This window comes from Weissella cibaria KACC 11862 (assembly GCF_000193635.1).
Lineage (GTDB): Bacteria > Bacillota > Bacilli > Lactobacillales > Lactobacillaceae > Weissella > Weissella cibaria.
In genome coordinates this window covers 1-21791 of the sequence record NZ_AEKT01000050.1, presented here as the reverse complement: position 1 = coordinate 21791, position 21791 = coordinate 1, and the positions used below count along the sequence as shown (strand labels likewise).

At 46.0% G+C, this 21791-nt stretch carries 16 protein-coding genes; all 16 read left to right on the top strand.

What is annotated here, in order from left to right:
- Positions 1-657: 657 nt before the first annotated feature.
- The gene (locus ESE_RS0110510; protein WP_010375085.1) at positions 658-2451 is read left to right on the top strand and encodes an ABC transporter ATP-binding protein; all 1794 of its coding nucleotides are present in this window, start codon (positions 658-660) and stop codon (positions 2449-2451) included.
- 69 nt (positions 2452-2520) lie between these two features.
- On the top strand, positions 2521-3267 hold the full coding sequence (locus tag ESE_RS0110505; protein WP_010375083.1) for a nitroreductase family protein: 747 nt from the start codon (positions 2521-2523) through the stop codon (positions 3265-3267).
- Between the two features lie 104 nt (positions 3268-3371).
- Positions 3372-4529, top strand: coding sequence for an isochorismate synthase (locus ESE_RS0110500; RefSeq protein WP_010375081.1), 1158 nt, complete (start codon positions 3372-3374; stop codon positions 4527-4529).
- Complete coding sequence (gene menD / locus ESE_RS0110495; protein WP_010375080.1) at positions 4530-6209, top strand: 2-succinyl-5-enolpyruvyl-6-hydroxy-3-cyclohexene-1-carboxylic-acid synthase; 1680 nt, start codon at positions 4530-4532, stop codon at positions 6207-6209.
- The gene (gene menH / locus ESE_RS0110490) at positions 6202-7002 is read left to right on the top strand and encodes a 2-succinyl-6-hydroxy-2,4-cyclohexadiene-1-carboxylate synthase (protein WP_010375079.1); all 801 of its coding nucleotides are present in this window, start codon (positions 6202-6204) and stop codon (positions 7000-7002) included. The genes menD and menH overlap by 8 nt, the downstream gene beginning before the upstream one ends.
- A gap of 2 nt (positions 7003-7004) precedes the next feature.
- Entirely contained in the window at positions 7005-8111 is a 1107-nt protein-coding gene (locus ESE_RS0110485) for an enolase C-terminal domain-like protein (protein WP_010375078.1), read from the top strand.
- A gap of 330 nt (positions 8112-8441) precedes the next feature.
- Positions 8442-9527 (top strand): M24 family metallopeptidase, encoded by a 1086-nt coding sequence (locus tag ESE_RS0110480; RefSeq protein ID WP_010375077.1) that lies wholly within the window; start codon positions 8442-8444, stop codon positions 9525-9527.
- Between the two features lies 1 nt (position 9528).
- Complete coding sequence (locus ESE_RS0110475) at positions 9529-9969, top strand: hypothetical protein (RefSeq protein ID WP_010375076.1); 441 nt, start codon at positions 9529-9531, stop codon at positions 9967-9969.
- Positions 9970-9986: 17 nt separating this feature from the next.
- Positions 9987-10607, top strand: a complete 621-nt coding sequence (locus ESE_RS0110470; protein ID WP_010375074.1) for a metallophosphoesterase family protein — start codon at positions 9987-9989, stop codon at positions 10605-10607.
- 4 nt (positions 10608-10611) lie between these two features.
- Entirely contained in the window at positions 10612-11988 is a 1377-nt protein-coding gene (locus ESE_RS0110465) for a bifunctional metallophosphatase/5'-nucleotidase (RefSeq protein ID WP_010375073.1), read from the top strand.
- A gap of 30 nt (positions 11989-12018) precedes the next feature.
- Entirely contained in the window at positions 12019-12666 is a 648-nt protein-coding gene (locus tag ESE_RS0110460) for a YutD family protein (protein ID WP_010375072.1), read from the top strand.
- A 9-nt stretch (positions 12667-12675) separates the two neighbouring features.
- A complete protein-coding gene (locus tag ESE_RS0110455; RefSeq protein ID WP_010375071.1) occupies positions 12676-13452 on the top strand; it encodes a TIGR01457 family HAD-type hydrolase in 777 nt (258 codons plus the stop codon).
- A 245-nt stretch (positions 13453-13697) separates the two neighbouring features.
- On the top strand, positions 13698-15323 hold the full coding sequence (locus ESE_RS0110450) for a peptide ABC transporter substrate-binding protein (protein ID WP_010375070.1): 1626 nt from the start codon (positions 13698-13700) through the stop codon (positions 15321-15323).
- Between the two features lie 162 nt (positions 15324-15485).
- Positions 15486-16538: an oxidoreductase gene (locus ESE_RS0110445; RefSeq protein ID WP_010375069.1), complete on the top strand. Its 1053-nt coding sequence runs from the start codon at positions 15486-15488 to the stop codon at positions 16536-16538.
- 15 nt (positions 16539-16553) lie between these two features.
- Positions 16554-17471, top strand: coding sequence for a nucleoside hydrolase (locus ESE_RS0110440; RefSeq protein WP_010375067.1), 918 nt, complete (start codon positions 16554-16556; stop codon positions 17469-17471).
- 165 nt (positions 17472-17636) lie between these two features.
- The coding region (locus ESE_RS11710; protein WP_010375066.1) for a KxYKxGKxW signal peptide domain-containing protein at positions 17637-21791 on the top strand (4155 nt) is incomplete at its 3' end.

The following is a 21791-nucleotide window of genomic DNA, read 5'->3' as shown; positions in this document are numbered from 1 at the left end:
ATTGGTATTGTCGTTGAATTTGGTTGCGACAGTCAAGATGTTCTCTGATGTCTGAAGTTGTCAAATGGCTACTAAAATATTGATGTGAATCATAAGTTGACCCGGCCGACCTAATGATGGCCATCAAACAAACCGAGAATATCTCGGATGCTGGCGTGGGTGTGGGGGATTGGCGTAGCGATGACAGGTGGGGAACTCACAAGTTCGGCCGACCGCCGGTTAGATAAAGCGAACGGACCCAGACTCTTAACACAATTAGTTGGGTGCTAGCCGGTGCTCGCGCCGGCGGAGTTTCCCAGCTGTCATCTTTGTCGAAGCCAATCCCCCACACCCACGCCTCGTACGCTAGCACGACGCGCACAAACCCAAAAACCGATAAATAAAAAAACGCCCCAACGCTGTGCGTCAGGACGGGCTAAGATTAGTTAAATTGCGAAAAGAACAAATGTCAGCAAGCTGGCCTTTACAGCCATGAAAGATGCCATTACACGGTTACCAATAGTTCGAATCATAATCGTACCTCCAAGGTTGTTGTTCACTTTTTGTATAGTTAAATTGTAAGCGCTTTACCTTCAGCGTAACTTAAATAAGTTCTTTTTTGCGCTCACACTTTTTGTAAGTGGTAAGATAGTTGCTGGAATAAGTGAGGTGAGAGATATGATGAATCGTGGACGCATGAGTCCAGCTGAGGTTAAAGCGTATCTGAAGGAGTCGGATACCACCCTTGGTGAGATGTTAAAGTTTGTTTTTGGCAGTGTATTGAAGCGCAAATCATTGCTTGTTTTGAATGTGGCCTTGCTGGTAATTATTGCCGGGCTTAATTTTGTGGTGCCTCAGTTTACACAACATGTGATTGATCACGCCGTGGCGCTTAAGAACATCCACTCGTTGGCGGTCCAGGTTGGGCTACTGATTTTGACAACGCTAGCGTTGGGTGTCGTGACGTTCGTGTCGACCTATTTGATGCAGATGCTGTCGCAACGTTCAATTACGGATTTACGGTTGCAGACTTATAACCGTATCTTGAAGCAGGATTATGACTATTTTCAAAACGCCAAGACGGGTGATTTGATGGTTCGGTTAACCAGCGATATTAGTAACTTGCAAAACCTGATTAGTTCAGACAGTTTTGGCATTATTGGTAATATTTTTACATTCGTCGCTGTCTTAACGTTTTTGTTTTTGCAGGACTGGCAACTAGCCTTGATGGTGACAGTAACCTTTCCGGTGCTCTTTGTGACGATTCGTTACTTCCGTAGTAAGATTCGTGAAGCCTACACCAAGGTACGCGCTACGAGTTCGCAAATTTCGAATCAGTTGCAGGGCACCATCACAGAGATTGAGCTGATTAAGAGCTATACAACGGAAGACGAAGAAACCGCTCGTTTCCGAGACGTCGTTGAAGCACAAAATGGTTATCAATTGGAAGCGACCCGGTGGCAGGCGATTTTCCAACCCTTAGTTAACTTTATTAATACAGTTGGAACAGCGATTGTGTTGGCATTTGGTGGTTGGTTAGTTATTAAAGGGCACATGACGGTTGGTCAATTAGTGGCCTACTTGAGTTATCTATCATTATTGCAAGATCCAATTCGGTCATTCTCACGGCTATTAAATATGCTCCAAACGGCACAAGTCTCATATGACCGTATCAAAGATATTATGGGTGCTGAGGAGAAAATTAAGAACGCGTCTGAACCAGTCGCGTTCCCAAGTCCCTTGCAAACCGGTATCGATTTGCAAAACGTGTCATTTAGTTATGATCAAGAACGAGTTGCATCGCTTAATGGCATTAACTTGTTAATTCCAGCGGGCAAGACAACGGCTTTGGTTGGCCGTTCTGGTGCTGGTAAGTCAACGCTAATTCGACTTTTGACCCGCTTTTATGAACGAACGGGTGGTGACATCTTGTTTGATGATACGAAAATTGAAGCAATTGATATTCGTGATTTGCGGCAACATATTTCAATCGTCAGTCAGGACGTGACGATTGTCGATGGGACAATTGCGGACAACATCCGTTATGGCTCAGGTGAGGTGTCTGATGACAAGTTGTGGGATGCTGCTGAACGAGCCGCGATTGCGGACTTCATTCGTGGCTTGCCAGATGGTATGGCAACGACTGTCGGTGAGCGTGGCGTGAAGTTGTCTGGTGGTCAAAAGCAGCGCTTGTCAATTGCGCGTGCTTTGGTTAAGGATGCTGAAATTGTTATTCTTGATGAAGCAACGGCTGCGTTGGATAACGAGTCAGAAAAAATTATTCAGCACGCCTTGGATAATTTAATGACACACAAGACGACAATTGTGATTGCGCACCGCTTGAGTACAGTGCATAATGCTGATCAAATTGTTGTGTTGAACGAGGGCGAAATTGTAGAACGCGGTTCACACGATGAGTTGCTTGCCCAAAATGGTGTTTATAAGACGTTGTATGATGCGCAGTTTGAGTAAGTAATTATGAAATCGTTTTCAAATTATGGTAGGCTATTAAGATAATAATTTGAGATATTGAGGTCAACCATGGAAAACGATGTATTTAAAATTTTGTCGAATCGCGCATCAATTCGGGCTTTTAAAGATGAACCCGTTTCAGATGAGCTGGTGATGACGGTCTTGTCAGCCGCTGCATCAGGTCCGAATATGAATAACTTTCAACCAGTGACGTTCATTGAGATTACTGATCAAGCTGTGAAGGATGAAATTACGGAACGGGTGGGGATGCGGTATATCGCTGGCGCACCACGGTTCTTCGTCTTGGCGATTGATTACAACAAGCTGTTTGTTGGTGCAACGCCAGAACAAGCTGCTGTAATGGCAGAAAACTTGGCGTGGTATAACATGACCGAGGGTGCTTTGATTTCAGCGGGGATTGCCTTAGAGAATGCTGTTTTGGCAGCTAACGCGGTGGGCCTTGGCGCGGTGACGATGGCTGGGGCGGTACGTCCACTTGATTTCCTACAGGATACGTTACAGTTGCCAAAGTTTGTGAAGCCAGTGATGGGCTTGTCGTTGGGGTATCCTGACCAGGAACCTGGGGTGAAGCCTAAGTTACCCGTTAAAGGTGGCTTCTGGATGACGGACAAGTATGATCAAGCAGCATTGGAAGGTGCTGTGGCCACGTACAACGACACCATGCGTGAGTATTTTGCCGGTCGGGGCATCGACGAAGACTGGACAGAGCATAATATGAAAATGGTTGCGACAACTGCGAAGGACAACAGCCTGGCAACGCAACATTTGCATGATAAGGGATTCGCAACAAAATAATTAATCAGATCAATTGCAGTTGCAGTTGGTCTTTTTATTTTGGGTGTTGCACCCTTGCTAGGTAGGATATACTGGAATAAGCGAAAAACAGTGAGGTGTTTGAGATGAGCTTTCCAACTGAAAAACAGTTACGCGATCGGTTTGATCGGTCTGAACATGCCGTCTATTTTGCGACGGCTGATAAGCGAACACGCTACTATGGTTTTGGTGTCCGTGAAGAGAAGTTTGGAGCGGATTTTCAAGACGTGGCAGCATGGGCACGTGAACAACGTTACCCAGTCTTTGGTGGCTTTTCATTCGATGAACAATCCGTTACAGATAGCGCACTAATGAATGGTTATTTCGTGTTGCCGGAAGTGCTATACGACATTACAGATCAACATTTATGGGGACGTGAAACGGATCCGTTCGGGGCACCGACACCCATAGCTGGGCCAGCGATTATAAGCCAAACGGATGAACGCGATTGGCCAGATCGGGTCCAAACGGCAGTTGATGACATGCAGCAAAATCCCAACCACCAAAAAGTGGTGCTAGGCCGGCAACGACAAGTTAGGTTAACGGGTGAGTTGAATTTAGCGACGTTGCTAGCCGACCTTGCGACGCAACAACCCAATAGTTACCACTTCGTGTTGAAGCGGGGGGATGAGGTGTTTGTGTCAGCAACCCCGGAACGCCTGGCAAAAGTTAACCGCGGTCAGTTTGAAACGGCTGGTGTTGCCGGAACGATTCGTCGAGGCGCTGATGAAGCGGAAGATGCGCGTTTGGCAACTGAGCTCTTACAAGACCCCAAGAACTTGCAAGAGCATGCGTATGTAGTTGAAACGATTGTGTCGCGCTTGCAAGATGTGGCCACTTTGACGTTACCAGATGGACCACAAATCATGAAGAACCCACAGGTCCAACACTTGTACACGCCGATTGCGGGGCAATTAAATGGTGACAACACGGTATTGTCCCTTGCTGAACGTTTGCACCCAACGCCAGCGCTTGGTGGTAAGCCTGTTGACTGGGCAATGGCAACGATTCGGACGATTGAGCAGCACCCCCGTGGTCTGTTTGCAGGTCCAATTGGCGTGGTGAAGCCGGATGGCGATGGCGAAATGATTGTTGGTATTCGGTCGATGTGGCTGAAGCAACAGACAGCGACGTTATTTGCCGGTGCCGGTATTTTAGCGGACTCAGATGTACAAGCTGAATTTGAAGAAACGGGGCTGAAGATGACCCCAATGATGAATTTATTGAAGGAGCAAGATAAGTAGATGGCAAATGAAGTTTTGACGACGAATATTAAACACCTGTTAGGTAGTTTGGTTGCACAAGGTGTTCATGAGTTTGTGGTATCACCAGGATCACGAACGACGCCATTTGCTTTGTTGTTAGCTGAGATGCAACACGTCCGCGATGATGTGCGTGTCACGGTAGACGTTGATGAACGGTCAGCAGCCTTCTTCGCGTTAGGAATGGCAAAGACGATGCACCAACCCGTTGCATTATTAGCGACATCAGGAACGGCAACGGCTAATTATTTACCAGCCATGATGGAAGCCCACGTGTCACACGTCCCATTGATTGCGTTAACAACCGATCGCCCAGCCGAGTTACAAGCGATTGGTGCACCACAAACGGTCAACCAAACGAACCTATATGGGGATAATATCAAGGATTTTGTGGCTGTTGAGATGCAAGATGCGCATGCTGATGTGACACGTTATATTGACTATCGTGTGCAACAGATGGTGGTGACAGCAGTGACTGCACCAGCAGGGCCGGTGCAGATTAACTTGCCGTTGCGCAAGCCCTTGATGCCTGACTTGGGTGCAACGTGGCCAGCAGTGGTGGCCCAGCATATCATTACTGGTCAAACGCGGGCCGACTGGCAAACGGTGCAAGGCATTGCGGCCTTACTCCGTGATAAGCGGGCAATGGTGTTAGCAGGACCTGATGAAATGACTTGGGATGCCACCCAATTTGAACGATTCGCGAATCACTTTAAGTTACCCATTTTGGCGGATGTGTTGAGCGGGGTTCGTCCAAGTGATCATGCGATTAATGGGATTGATGCTTTGCTTGAGGCTGATGTGTTGGCTGATGATTTGGTGCCAGAAGTGGTTATCCGATTTGGTGGCACACCGGTTTCTGCACGAGTTGTCGCTTGGTTGCGGGCCAATGACGTGCAAGTTATTCAAGTTGGTCAAAATGTGGCCGGCCATGACCACTCACGACAAGCCGAAATTACGGTCGCCGTTGATGAGATGGGCTTGATTGCTGATTTGCTGGCTGAGCCAGGCAGCGATAGCGTTGCCTTTTTAGCGCGTTGGCAAACGGTGAAGACCACGTTGACAAAGCCGATTGCATCAACTGACATGACAGAAGTGGCCTTGCCATTAGCGATGACGAGTTTGCCGGCTGATAGCCAATTGTTCGTGGCCAATTCAATGCCAATTCGGGATATGGATAATTACTTTATGCCAACGCAAGCAATTCGGGTGATGGCGAACCGTGGGGCGAACGGAATTGATGGGACAGTCTCAACAGCTTTTGGTATGGCCATGACCGGCAAGCCAACAACGTTCTTGACTGGTGATTTGACGTTATTCCATGATATGAATGGGTTGATGATGGCACATCAGGCACAATTAGATTTGACCATTGTGGTGGTTAACAACCAGGGTGGCGGAATCTTCTCATTCTTGCCACAAGCAGCAGCGAAGGCCTTTTTCGAACCAATGTTTGGGACGCCATTACCATTTGAGATTGCGGATGTGGCTAAACTTTATCACGCGGATTATGAATTGGTTGCCGACCAGGCACGATTACGTGAATTGTTAGCCCAACCCGCTCAGGGATTGCGTTTGCTTGAAATTAAGAGTAATCGCGAAGCTAACGTCGCAGAACACGACGCATTGTTGGCAAAACTACGTGAGGCTTTCCATGGATAAGACAGCTATTATTAATGATTATCCTTATCACGTTCGGATTGTAGGTGAAGGAAAGCCAACCTGGGTGTTCTTTCATGGTTTCATGGGTAGTTATGCGGAATTCGAGCAAATTGCTCCGCAAGGCACGCGAGTTTACATTGACTTGTTAGGATTTGGGAATCAGGCCCCAGTTGTTGCGGACGCGCCACGTTTTTCAGCTGAAAATCAAGTCAAAGACCTAGTCGCCTTGTTCGATTTATTTGACTTACACGATATTCGGTTAGTTGGTTACTCAATGGGCGCACGGCTAGCGCTAGCTTTTGCGATGATGCAGCCAGCTTATGTGTCTCATTTGTACCTAGAAAGTGGCACGGCCGGGTTGGCCGATATTGACGCGCGACAGGCACGGGTGGCGGCAGATGCTGAAAAAGCCCAGCGGATTGAAACAGCTGGCATGGCAAAATTTGTGGCAGATTGGGAACAGTTACCGTTGTTTGCGAGTCAACAACAGTTGTCACTAACGCAACAGCAATTTATGCATGAGCAACGGGTTAATCAAACGGCGGCTAATGTTGCCAATTCACTACGTTATTTCGGCACGGGAGCAATGCCAAATTATTGGGATGGTTTGGCAACCTTGCTAGTACCCGTGACATTGATTACCGGTGAAAATGATCAAAAGTTTGACCGTCTGAACGCCGACATGGCGACTCGGTTACCAAATGTCCGCCGGGTAATTGTGCCTGGTGCGGGGCATAACGTGCATTTCGAAAACGGTGCTGCCGTCGTTGCTGCCTTGCAAGCTGAGGTGTAACGATGCAAATTGCAGCCATCACCTTGTACCCATTACAGTTACGCTTGAAATCGCCATTCAAAACGGCGCATGATGTGACCTATGAGCGGCCATTAACTTTGGTGGCGGTCACCACAACCGATGGTATAACTGGCTTTGGTGATATCCAGTCGTTTATTGATCATGCTTATGCGCCAGAATCTCAGGCTGAATCGCTAGCTGAGGTGCAACGACTAAGTCACTTGATGTTGGGACAGACATTTGATTCCGCAACGACACTCAGTAATTGGCTACAAACGCAAATCCGATTCTCCTTTGCCAAGGCCGCGCTTGAAATGGCGGCATGGGATATTCAGGGTAAACAACAGGGCCAATCATTACAGCAAATGATTGGCGGGGTCGGTGCAACTGTGCCGGTAGGAATTGCGATTGGTATTCAGACTGATGCCCAAGCTACCCAACGGGCCATTGCAGCGGCAGTTGCCCAAGGGTATCAAAGAATTAAGTTGAAACTGGCTGTCGCTACGGACTTACAACAACTTCAGACCGTTTTAGCAGCTTTTCCGGACCAACTATTTTCTGTTGATGCGAATGCCGGCTGGCAACCGGCGATGATGGATCGACTATGGGCGCTTGAACAAGCAGGGGTTTTCATGATTGAGCAACCGTTTGCGACCGACGCTTGGCAGGCACACCAGATTGCACAACAACAGTTAACGCAGTTGCATATTAGTTTGGATGAATCCTTAAATGATTTGGCGGATATTACGCGAGGATTAGCAATTGCTGATGCATTTACGCTCAAACAAGCCAAGGTTGGTGGGATTTGGCCGACATTACAGGCAATCCATCAGATTTCAGTGGTGGATAAAATTCCGTGGATTGGTGGCATGCTGAGTTCCGGTGTCGGCCGGGCAGTCGACCTAGCGTTGGCTTCAATGCCAGCGACACGCCAAGTGCCAGCGGATAGTTCAAGTGCATCACGGTACTTCGAACGAGACATTGTGTTAGCACAACCTGAAATTGTGGCCGGCCGATTACCGGTACCGAGTACCCCAGGATTAGGGGTAACGATCGACTGGTCGGCAGTCGCTGATTTGCAAGCAAGTGACACGATAACAATTAAATAGACACACAAAAGGCCAGAGCGGGTTATCGTGCTCTGGCCTTTTTATGTATTGTTTTCGTGGCCAACATCTAGGGGTAGTAGTTGCTGGCCGAATCGTATCAAATGAGAAGAAAGAGTTAGAGAGTTCTCGATACGTTTGGATATGGTATCCCATATCTCAACGTTATTTAGTATAAGACGTATCGCATCTAAATTTGTAAAAGTTCCCAAATAGTCGAAAGGTTGAAATTTCCGGGACGAGATCAATATTGCGTGTCATTCTGACCATATCCGGTCGGAGCCTATGACAATTTGCTATAATGGAAACATTAAGAAAACGAGGAAAATGCTGATGAACACACGAATTGAAAATGTCCGTCGCCTATTCGAACCGCTGGGAATCGACGGGATGATTATTGCTGATGGGACAAACATGCGTTACTTGACTGGTTTTGAAGGTGGCACGGGTGACGGCTTGGTTCTAATCGGTCGTGAAAATGCCGCCTTGATTACGGATGCCCGCTACGAAGAAGAATATCGTGAGCGCCTCGATGAAGGCACGCAACTGTTGGTTACCCGTGATTACTGGGGTGTGGCAATGGCTGCTGCAAAGCGCTTTAAGATTGAAAACTTGGGCTTCGAAGACACGCTACCATTCCGCGACTTTGATTACCTTGATGAAAACTTTGTTGGTGTCGATATCGCACCGGTACCTGCGCTACTTGAAGCCATTCGAGAAGTAAAAGATGCTGATGAGTTAGCTAAGTTGCGCCGTTCAGCTGACGTCGCAGTGGCAGCTTTTAATGAGATGGTACCGCAGTTGCACGTTGGCATGACAGAACGCGAAGTGGCGAACTTGTTAGATCGCATTATCAAGGAAAAGGGGGCTGACAAAGCCTCATTTGATACGATTGTGGCCTCGGGGTACCGTGGTGCTTTGCCACACGGCACATACTCAGATAAGCCAATTGCGGCGGGTGAGTTAGTGACGATTGACTTTGGTTACTTTGTCGATGGATACACGTCAGACATCACACGTACGTTAGCGTTTGGTGAGCTCGATGAAGAATCAAAGCGCATTTATGACGTGACGTTGGCTGCGCAACGCGCCACGATTGACGCTGTAAAGCCAGGTGTTGCGAATGCGACATTGGATGCGGTTGCCCGTGATATTATCACGGAAGCTGGTTATGGCAAGGAGTACAACCACGCCACAGGTCACGGCATTGGTTTGGATATTCACGAAGGTCCAATCTTGTCAGCTAGTTCACCAGCTGAAGACGTTGTCCGTGAAGGCATGCTATTAACAATAGAGCCAGGTATTTATGTTGCTGGCAAGGGTGGCGTGCGGATTGAAGATGATGTTGTCGTGACGGCCGACGGGTTTGAAAACTTGACGGCAGGTATCCCAACTGACTTGATTGTGATTGATAAATAAGATGGCACTACAATATTTTGAATTTTATCGTGGTAATTTAGCGACGGGATTTGATTATATTTACGCGAAGCAGACCGATCAGCACGCTTTTTATTTGCGCGTACCTGCGACAATGAATGCGCCGATTATGGATGTCACGGATCCAACATTTGTCTTTATGCGTGAGCAACCCACAAATGCCAAGTGGCGCCAATTTGCGACAATGTGGCAAGACGTTTCCTTTCAATGGCCAAACATCGAAAGGAAATTAATGGCAACTTTGCCAAATTGGCAGGCGGATTATCGGCAAGTGCAACCAGGCACAACCGATGAATGGGGCTTGATTGTTCAGTTCGATGATCAACCAGATGTCTTACGCTTTGGTGGCGTAAATGCTTTTCCTGAAGATTTTGCTGCGTTTGAAAAGTGGATTAATAGTTATGATGGCGGACGACTCCGCTAAAAGAGGGTTAGAGAAAAATGGAATATTTTACTTCTGATACGCATTTCTTCCATGAAGAACTTTTGCAAAGTAATAATTTTGCACCTCGCCCATTTAACTTCTTAGAAGATGAGCACCCTGCAATGATTAAGGCCTGGAATGACCGGGTTGGTGAAACGGACACGGTTTACCATTTGGGCGATATTGCCATGGTGAACCACATCCGGCCAGCCAAACTAGGGCATGAAATGATTGCGGGCATCTTGGAACAATTAAACGGACACATTGTGATTATCAAGGGAAATCATGATTCACGAGCGTTGTTTAAGTATTTGGCCGCCCACAATCCAGTCCTATCAGACGGTAAGCCTAAGTATGAATTTGAGGATGTTGGTCGTATTATTAAGGCTAATCACCACCAATTCTTTTTGACGCACTATCCAATGATGTTTGGTCAAACACCAAGTAGCATTAATTTGCACGGCCACATTCACCACTACAGCGTGCCAGTCCAAGAAAATATTAATGTCGGTGTGGATAGTGCTGATTTGGATTACTTGATGGCTGATGAACGGCCAGCCTGGAGCACACCCTTAACAATGAACGAAATTGAATTAATTATTCAACGAAAGCATGATGATTTCGCCAAGCGGAGGTAACTAGATGCGAGATAAAATTTCGATTTTACATACGAATGACTTACACTCGCATTTAGAGCGTTGGCCTAAAATCCGGCGCTATTTATTAACGCGCAAACGTCAGTTACGACGCGATGGCTATAGCGTCTTGACGTTTGATATTGGTGATTTTTTGGATCGCCAACACCCCCTAACTGAAGCCACGATGGGGCAAGCCAACGTGGCCTTGATGAATGAAGTTGGCTATGATGCCGTGACAATTGGTAATAACGAGGGCTTAGGTTTAGCGCATGATGATTTAAATCACTTGTATGACCAGGCCAATTTTCCAGTTGTTTTAGGTAACATCACGGATAAAACGACCGGTAATATTCCGGATTGGGCAGTAGCTTACCGCATTATTACGACGCCACAGGGTACTCGGATTGGCGTACTCGGGTTCACGGCGCCGTTTATTTTGACCCTACCGTTGTTAAATTGGATGCCAGAAGAAATTGACAGTGCGTTACAGCGCATTTTGCCGGAATTGGCTGGTAAAACAGATATCAATATCTTGTTATCACACTTAGGCCTACCAACTGACCGGTACTTGGCCGAGCATTACCCAGAATTGCACGTGATTATCGGTGCCCACACGCACCATTTGTTGGAACATGGTGAGAAACGCGGTAATTCATTAATCGCGGCGGCCGGGCGTTACGGGGATCATATCGGCCGAATTGAATTAGAAATTGAAGACGGCAAGTTGGTCCACATGCAGGCCCGTACAGTAGTCACGGATGATTTGCCAGCCGTGCGTGAAGATGAGATTGAGATTGCCGGGTATCAAACTAGTGGTGAGCAACAACTAGCGAAGCGGGTGATTGCAGACCTACCAACGGCGTACACAACGGATATTCGTGGTGAACATCGCTTGATTGATTTGGGACTAGCGGCCCTGATGCAACGCACACACACTGATGTGGCGATGTTATCGACGGGCTTGTTTCTGCATGATTTACCTGCTGGCTTAGTCACTGCAAAGGATTTGCACGCTTTGTTACCACATGCGGTGCACCCGATGCGTTCAACGTTGGCAGGGCGTGATTTGTGGCGTCTGGCTCATGAAATTGAAAAGAACCGTAACTTCTTACGGCCTAATCGACTAAAAGGCATGGGTTTCCGTGGCGAGGCCTGGGGTGAAGTTGTATGGGCGGGACTAACCGTCTTGGCGAATGGGGATGTTCTCGTGAAAGGCCAGCCACTCGATATGGCGGCCACGTATACAATTGGTGGCTTAGACCATTACATGTTTATTCCGTATTTCCCAACTTTGGAAATTGCGGGACAGAACGTGATGTCATATGATACAGTAATTCGTGAGGACTTTGCGGCCTATTTGGCTGACACGTTTACACCTTAAATAAAATACAGCAGAAAGGAGGCCCACAACATGGATCGCGAACGGATGAAAGAACTTGCTGAGGAGCAATTTATTAAGCGCCAAGAAGCAACAACTATCACAACTGGTGAAACATCTGATGTCATTTTTATCAATGAACGGAGTTACCGGTTAGTCCATAACTACCGGGAAGCTTATGATCAACAAAAAATGGCGGCCCGATTTAGTGACTTCCTCGAAAAATATGATTTTCTAGTTGGTGACATTGCAGCTGATCAATTGCGGCTACATGGCTTTTATAAGGATGGCGCTACTGGTGTCGCCCGTAGCCAACAAATTTCTGCCCTACAAGACTACTTATATGAAGAAGTTAATTTTGGGGCACCATATTTTGTGTTGGAAAACCTTGAACCACATGATGTTGATGAAGGCGAAGATGAACAACAACCGGTTCATCGTAAGCGTCGTCGTCAACGCCGTTCAAATACCAATACGAACCATTCAAATAACAAAGATGGCGGTAATAACCAGCATCACAAGAGTAAGCCAAAGGGACCGGCAGTGGCTGAGAAGACGAAGCCGGCTGGTAATAAGGCCAAGCATGTGAAGGAACGGGCGAATACTGTTGAAACGAAGGGACATAAAAAGCGCCGGCGTTTCCAGATTCGCGAACGACAAACCACAGAAACGAAGGGATAATCAGTTAACATGGCACAACACTACGATGGATATTTTATTGACTTGGACGGGACGATTTACCAAGGGACGAAGCGCTTTCCAGCTGGGAAACGGTTCATTGAACGCTTGGCTGAATCGTCATCGCAATATCTGTTTGTGACGAACAATTCAACGAAGACACCTGATGAAGTGGCTGCCAATTTAACGGATAATCACGATATTCCCACGACGGCAGAGCAAGTCTACACGAGTGCAATGGCTTTGGCCGATTATTTGGCTGAGTTAGGAGACGTTAAGCGTGTCTTGATGATCGGTGAAATCGGCTTGCAGGTGGCTTTGGAAGCAAAGGGCTTTGAGTTAGTGAGCGAAGGACCAGCTGATGCGGTTGCTATTGGTTTGGATCGTGATATTAACTATGAGAAGTTAGTACAAGCCACCCTTGCTATTCAGCATGGTGCGAAGTTCGTTGCAACCAACGTTGATACAAACTTGCCCAATGAACGGGGGATGTTACCTGGTGCCGGTACGTTGGTGGCTGCTTTGCAAACAGCGGTACAACAAAAGCCGGTTGTCATTGGTAAGCCAGAAACCATTATCATGGCTGGCGCATTGCGTCGAACTGGTTTGACAGCTGACCAAGTGGTTATGGTTGGTGACAATTACAATACGGATATCTTGGCGGGAATTAATGCTGACATTGATACATTGCTGGTCTATACAGGTGTTTCAACGAAAGAGCAAGTTGCCGCGGCTGACAAACAGCCAACCCATGAAGTCGATTCATTGGACGATTGGGAAATCAAATAATAGATTAAAAAGTACGGCTGATGCGATTGCACAGCCGTACTTTTTTTGCGTAATTCAGACTTCCAATGTCAGGTTTTCTGACAAATTAAAAGGTTTCTCATTTTGATAAAAGCCTTTATACGGGCGTTTTATGGGGTTTAGATTGGATAAAATGAGAAATTAAAGAATAACGTTGTTGACACTTACTATTTCTCATAGTATTCTAATGAACATAATATAAGTGCAAGTGAAACGGGGAACGAATTATGAATAAGGTAGTGAAGACTTCAGCTTTGTTGTCAACGGCATTGATTTTGGGATCAGCCTTGGCATCATTGTCTGCAGGAGCAGCAACGTATAAGACGATTAACTGGATGGAAACGGCTGACTTGGGAACCGCTGATCCATCAAAGGCAACAGCATCGGTTGACTTCGATGCGTTGCAAGCCACTGGTGATGGTTTGTACCGTAACGGCAAGGATAACAAGCCTGAATTGGCCTTGGCTGAGTCTGTGCAAAAGTCTGATGATGGGTTGACGTACACGTTTAAGTTGCGTTCAGGCTTGAAGTGGGCGAACGGCGATCCAATTACGGCGCAAGATTTCGTCTATGGTTGGCAACGTACGAATGATCCTAAGACGGCATCACAATATGCCTACTTGTTCTCAGGTATTAAGAATGCGGATGCAATCCAATCAGGTAAGGATAAGAACTTGGACGACTTGGGTGTAAAAGCGCTTGATGATCAAACGCTTGAAGTGACCCTTGAAAAGCCAATGCCACAACTTGAGTCAGTTTTGACGATGGCGCCATTCTACCCACAAAGCAAGGCTTTCGTGGATAAGGTTGGTAGCAAGTATGGAACGGCAGCCAAGTACACGTTGGCTTCAGGTCCGTTTGTATTGAAGGGTTGGACTGGCTCAAACAACAAGTACTCATTGGTTAAGAACAAGAACTACTGGGATGCTGACGCAGTGAAGACGCCAAAGGTTGAGATTCAAACCATCAAGGACCAAAATACGGGTTACAACTTGTACAAGGGGAACAAGCTTGATTTGGCTTACTTGTCATCAGACCAAGTGCGTGCCTCACAAAAGCGTAAGGACTACAAGGTTATTCCAATGGCTTCAACGTTCTACTTGGAGTTTAATGAGAAGAAGGTACCAGCCCTTAAGAACGTTAAGATTCGTCAAGCTTTGTCATACGCAATTGACCGTAAGACTTTGTCTAACAAGGTGTTGAAGGGTAACGCAACTCCAGCCACGACGTTGACGGCCAAGAACTTGGCTAAGGATCCAAACACAGGTAAGGACTTTGCGGAGTCAGCTGCTGTGAAGGGTGCCATTAGCTACAACAAGTCAAAGGCTAAGAAGTTGTTTGCTGAAGGATTGAAGGAAGTTGGCAAGAAGAAGCTTAGCTTGCAATTGTTGACTGACGATACGGATAAGGCTAAGAATACGGCGCAATTCCTGCAATCACAGTTGGAGAACTTGTCAGGATTGAACGTTGATATCAAGCAAGTGCCATTTAAGCAACGTTTGGCCTTCTCACAAGATAAGAAGTTTGAGCTTGTAATCTCAGCATGGGGAGCTGACTACGGTGATCCATCAACATTCTTGGACTTGTACACGTCTGATTCATCATTCAACAACGGTAGCTGGTCAAACGCTGACTACGATGCAGCTGAAAAGGCCGCTAAGACGACTGATGTAAACGATGAGAACAAGCGTTACGACGACTACAAGACGGCTGAACAAACGATTGAAAAGGAAGTCGGTGTGGCACCACTTTACTACCAATCATACGCAACGTTGTACCGTCAATCAGTTAAGGGTGTTGTCTCAAACCCAACTGGTGCACCATTCGACTGGAAGTGGGCTTACAAGAAGTAGGCTGATGAGTTAAAAAGTATTTTGAAACGGCTAGTCCACAGCGATGTGAGTTGGCCGTTTTTTTTGAACATTCTGTGAATTTGATTGCTTATCCTACTGCAACCGCTTACAATTAACCTTGTTAATAAATGAACAAATTCATTGATTCGGGGAGTAATAAACATGTCAGATAAATTAGTAATGGCCTTGGTAGGCTTCGGAAACAGTGCAAATCGTTATCACTTGCCATATTTGTTAGAAAATGAAAATGTGGAAATTAAGACGATTTACACGCCATCATTGAACAAGCGCCCGGCAGATCAGGACGCGTTGGTTGCGCGTGGCATTCAATTTACGGATGATTTGGATGCGGTTGTGAATGACCCGGAAATTCAATTTGTGTCAGTTATCACGCCGGCGCCATCTCACTTTGAGCTTGCTAAGCGTTTGTTGGAAGCGGGTAAGAACGTGATAGTTGAAAAGCCATTCGTGACGTCAGTGGCCGAGGGGAAGGCATTGATTGAATTGGCAAACGAGAAGGGCTTGTTGATTACACCATTCCAAAATCGTCGCTTCGATGGTGAATTCATGGAGCTGCAATATGTGTTGGATCACGGCTTTATTGGGGAACCAATCGAATTCGAGTCACACTTTGATTACTTCCGTCCGGGGGCAGCTTCAAACCCAGGCACGCAAATTGACGGTGCCTTCTACGGTTATGGTGTGCACCCGTTGGACCAAATCATTAAGCTCTGGGGTAAGCCAGAAGCTGTGGCGTACGACATCAAGTCAGTCACGAATCCAGAAGGGGTTGACGATAACTTTGATGTGACATTGCACTACGGCAAGTTGCGCGCCAAGATTAAGACGAGTTTCTTGGTGGCTGACCAATATCCAAAGTACATTTTGCATGGTACGAATGGCTCATTCATTAAGTATGGTATGGATGCACAAGAAAATGATATCTTGGCTGGTATTTCACCATCAGAGCCTAATTTTGGGGCCGATAATCCAGATAACTACGGTAAGTTAACGTATATCAATGCGTATGGTGATCCAGTTGAACACAAGATGGAGACGCCACGTGGTAACTACGGCTTGATGTACCAAAACTGTGTCGACGTCATTTTGCATGGGGCTGAGAAGGAAGTAACGGACGAGCAAATCTTGACACAGTTGGAAATTTTGGACGCTGGCTTCAAGGCTGAAGGGCCACACATGCAATACTTTAACTAATTTGGGGATGACGATATGACAGATATTATTTTGGACTGCGACCCAGGCCATGAAGATTTCTTTGGGTTGATGTTGGCGTTGGCGAACACGGATAAGGTAAACATCAAAGCAATTTCAACGACGGTTGCTTATCAGACAGTTGAAAATGTGCAACGCAATGCGATGAAGGCGTTGACGCTATTGGGACGCACGGATATTCCGGTCGCACATGGCGCGGCTAAGCCATTGGTTGAACCGTTTGGCTTGGCTGATAACTGGCGTGAGTTTACAGGTCTGGACGGGGCAGACTTCCCAGAACCAGGGTTTGCGCCATCAGAATTGTCAGGAATTGAATTGATGGCCAAGACGTTGCGTGAAGCTGATGCACCAATGGTGATTGCGATTAGTGGTCCGGTAACGAATGTGGCGTTATTGCTGGCAGCACACCCAGAATTACACGACAAGATTGAAAAAATCGTGTTGATGGGCGGGGCAATTAACACAGGTAATCGTTACCCAGGTGTGGAGTACAATTTTTCAATTGATCCGGAAGCCGCAAAAATCGTAGTAAATAGCGGCGTCCCAGTTGTGATGATTACCCGTGATTTGACGGAACAAGGTGTCATCACGGCTGAAACGGTTGCTAAGATGCGTTCGGTTGATAACCCAGTCGCGCAAGTCGCGGCAGATTTGATGGACCATTACGGTGATTACAGTGGGACGGCACCGGTGGTGTTAAACGACCCAGAAGTAATTGCGTACTTGATTGACCCCACAATGTTTAGCGGGGTAGATTACTACGTAGACGTTGAAACGCAGGGGCAGTTGACGCGTGGCCACTTGGTTGTTGACCAACATAATATGACGGGCAAGCAACCGAATGCGACGTTGATGACCACGCTAGATAACGATAAATTTGTCGACTTAATCTTAAGTTCATTAACAGCTTATTAAGCTGAAAACGCTATCCAAACTAGGATGGCGTTTTTTGTTGCGCTCATGGTACATATTATCGTATTTTTTGTAAGTGAAATTCCCTAAATTCATACTCTGTTCACAATTCGGACTTAAAATGTTTTTTACAAAGAGTAAGAGATATTTATAGAGGGTTCGAGAATAATGCGACAATTTAATATGAACAAAGGTAACTTTGAAGTGAAGTCTCACTACAAAATGTACAAGGCCGGAAAGCGCTGGGTAGTCGCTGGTATGGCCACGTTGTCATTGTTGGGTGGCTTGATGATGGTTCCTGGGGATGCATCAGCGGATGGGGTAGATTCGTCTGTTGCACCAGTAGCTGACAGCCAAGCACCAGCTGAGACAACTAATAACGCCACAACGAATTCAGTTGTGTTAAGTGCAAGTGCAACGCCAGCACCTGCTTCTTCAGTGAGCGCTGAAGTTTCTGCTACGTCAGAATCATCAGTCGTAAGTAGCGTCGTTGTTTCATCTTCAGTAGCAAGCTCAGTTGTGACTGAGTCAGTTTCATCAACATCATCAGTGTCTGTTGCAGTGTCATCAGACGCTTCTTCAGTTGTGTCACAATCATTGGCAAGTAGCGTGGTTGTGCCAGCTGATGCGGTGACGGTTAAGGATACGGAGAGCGAAAAGGCGTATGCATTGGGAACGACGCCAGACGCAGAGACGACACCAGATTCAGCGGTGACTGCTGTAGATAATGGTATTTCAACCTATAGTGCAACACCAAAAAATGCAACCTGGTCCGTAAAAAGTAACTCATTAGTTGCTTCTTCTCATATCGTGACGAGTAATGCGCAAGCAAAGTCAGAGGTAACGTATTCTGGTTCTGGACAGGTTACACCTAACTTTAAGCAAACGGGTGATATTACTGGTAGCATCACAATGAATAGTTCATATGTTGATGGAAAGTATATTACAAATCAATCGGATCTTTCTTCCGCAATTGTTGTAGCAAATGATTTAGCACATTCATTTAATCCGATAGCAACACCATCAAATATTTCAAAAAGTGATATTGATTGGCAAGCTATCGTCCCACAAGCTACGAATGAAGGGGGAACGTTAGCCTACGGAACCAAGGTTGATACTACAAAGGCATTTGAAGTACGTGGTGGTTATAAAGTTGTACCAATTGTGAACGGTAAATTGGGTGACATTACCAATACCGAAACAACTGGGAATAAAACTAACCAAGGTGGCGGAAAATACGGTGGTGGACAAGCTGTGGGTATGATTATGACGCCTACAGCAGTTGAAGACATGGGAACCCTAAAAATGGGAACCAACTTGAAGACATTGAACCTTAGTGATGGTATCGAAGGTGTTTCTAACGCTCTTATTGCGGGAAGAGATTTGTATTATGGTCGAACAGGAGACGTTAATCCATTATTAGTCCACCTTCGACAAACCAATGCAAATGGTGCGTTGTATGCTGAAACGAAGACTACGGTTAATGGCGGTAATGGTGCTAAAGATATTCTGGGCCAAACAGTTAAAACGGATGGAACAACAGTCGGTTACGCAAAAGCTTCAGATGCTAAAAATGGTGTCGATGGTTCTTCTCTGGGGATAACATATTATGTTACAAACGCAAATGGATCAAATAAGACAACTCTGTTTACAAATTATTTGAGCCAAGGTGTGTATTTCGACTATATCTGGACTCCTAAGAGTGTCGATGGTAAGTTACAGACGATTGAAATTGCCGATGCTAATGGTGTGAAGCACACGTATATTTATGCTGACTTGACATACTCTGAGTACTCAAATTTTGCGGCCATTTCAGGTACACCTTCGCAAGCTGACAAGGATAAATATTTGCTTAGTTCAGTTACGGGGACGGTGCTAGTTCAGACGCAAATGGCATTAGGATTGTTTGGTGGAAATGGTGGAAATGGTCAGTCATTTTTCGGCGGAATTTCTTACTTCCAAGCTAAGAATGTGTTGAATGATGTTTCAATTAATTATCAGTTTAAGAACGATCCAACCAGTTTGGTTAATTCAAACACCGTAACAGCACTTGCTGGAGAGACTGTGCAAATTAATGGTGGTAAAGATAGTGTTGCAGAAACTGATGGACACTATGTTTCAAGTTATGACGCACCCGAAATCAAAGGCTTAAAGGTTGACTCAAGCAAAAAGTTGCAGGCTGTTGCTGGAACAGATACTAATCTGACGGTTATTTACACGGTTGATCAAGGTGCTTTTGATGCGCAAGTGACAACTGCTCAAACGGCTAAAGAAAATGTCCAGAAGAGTATTGATAAGGCGACGGCGGCACTAGCAACAGCTAAGACGCAACAAGACAAAGATGATATTACTCAAGCTATTACACAGTTGACGAAGATTTCCAACCAAATTGATGGTATTATTTCAGGACTAAAAACGGCGACTGATGCAGGGACAATTGCAAAGCTAGATACAGTTGACGCTGTTACTTCAACTTTGATGAAACTTGAGAATACGGCAGCGAACGCGACTGATTTGGCAACTAGTGCTGCTGATTTAGCTACAGCAGTATCATCATTTTCGGATAAAAACACAAGCAACTCAGCTACACCTGAAGACGTCGCGCACACTCGCGCCGTTTTGGAAGGACAAAATGCAAGTAACCTGGTAACAGATGACATGGGAACTATTGTTCAGGAAGCTAAGAAGGCGCTTGATGCTGCTGTTGCTGATAAGACGGCAACAACCGAAGATATTGTGCACAAACGTTCTGTTCTATTGGCTGACATGGCTGCCGATGCAGTTGCGCACACTGACGACGAAGAAGTGCAACGACGTTTGGTGACGGTAGCAGATGCAGTCAAGAATGGCACGACATCAGAAATTGATGAAGCAGCAGCAAAACTAAAAATTGCAGACTCTACGGTCGTTTCAACAGATATCGCGGATGACGAAGCACTTAATGCTGCAAAAAACGCTGTTGATAATGCGCTCGATGCAAACCCATATGTGCAAACGGATGCTGATACAGCAAAGGCTAACTTTGATGATGCAGTGACTAACGCTACTACCAAGTTAGCGAAAGCAAAGTCAGATGCCGATACTGTGGTTGCAGCTGTTAAGAATTCTGAGAACGACGATGTGAAGAAGCGAGTTGACGATGTTCAGGCGATTGAGAAGAGTGGTACGAAAACTGAAATTGATCAAGCTGTTGCAAAGTTGAAGGTGGCAGATGAAATGGTTGTTGCCGTTAATCTTTCTGATGATGATAACGTTAAGCTAGCTAAGCAAGCTGTTGATGATGCTTTAAATGCTAAAACGTACGATCAAAGTGCTATTGATAAAGCGCAAAGTCATTTCAATGAAGTGGTTAGTGACGCAAATTCAAAACTAGCTACTGCAAAGACAACGGCCAACGATGCTGTAGCTTCTTGGACCGCAGATGCGCATAAGTATGCTGATCAAGATACAACATCCATTGCTGATGATGTCGCGGAATTAAACCAGTTAACATCAAAGGACAATGTGACGGCGACGAAGCAAGCCATTGACGATGCTCGTCAAAAGCTGGCGGATGATATTGCTATTGTTGAGCAAAAGCGTCAATCTGCAGTTGATGACGGAAATAACGAAGTTGACAAGGCCCAACCAAATGTTGATCTCGATGAAGAAGTTAAGTTGACAGTTGATGGCTTGAAGCAAGCGATTGCTGACGGAACGCAGACAAAGATTGAAGAAGCGATCAAGAAGGTTCAAACGGCCGTTGATACGATGGTTGAAGCAAAGGTTTCTGATTCTGAGTCTGTTACGGCGGCCAAGAAGGTAGTTAATGACGTCTTGAATGCAGCAGACTTAAACACGGATACCTTAAATAAGGCGCTTGGTGATTTGGATGAAGCCGTATCTAACGCAAAATCTGCATTGGACACGGCTAAGGGCAACGCGACTGTTGAAGAGCCTACTAATTTAATCGACCAAATCAAGCAATTAGCACCGGCTGACCAAGATACTTTGTCAACGGCTGTTGCAAAGTTGAAGGACTTGGTTGATTCTAAGAACGATAGTACGACTACGTTGACGGAAGTCAATGAGCAACAAACTATCATTGATGGTATCTTGAACTCGTTGAAGGACAACCGTAAGAACGCTATCGGCACGGCTAAAAAGACCGTGACGGCAGACGTACCAACTAACATTGCTGACCAAGCTGATCAGTCAACGTTGCAAGCTGACAAGGATAACTTGCAGAAGGTTGCAGCTGATGACAAGTCAACGTTAGATGATATCCAAAAGGCGCAACAAAAGGTTGATGGCGACATTGCAGACATGACCAAGAATGTCACG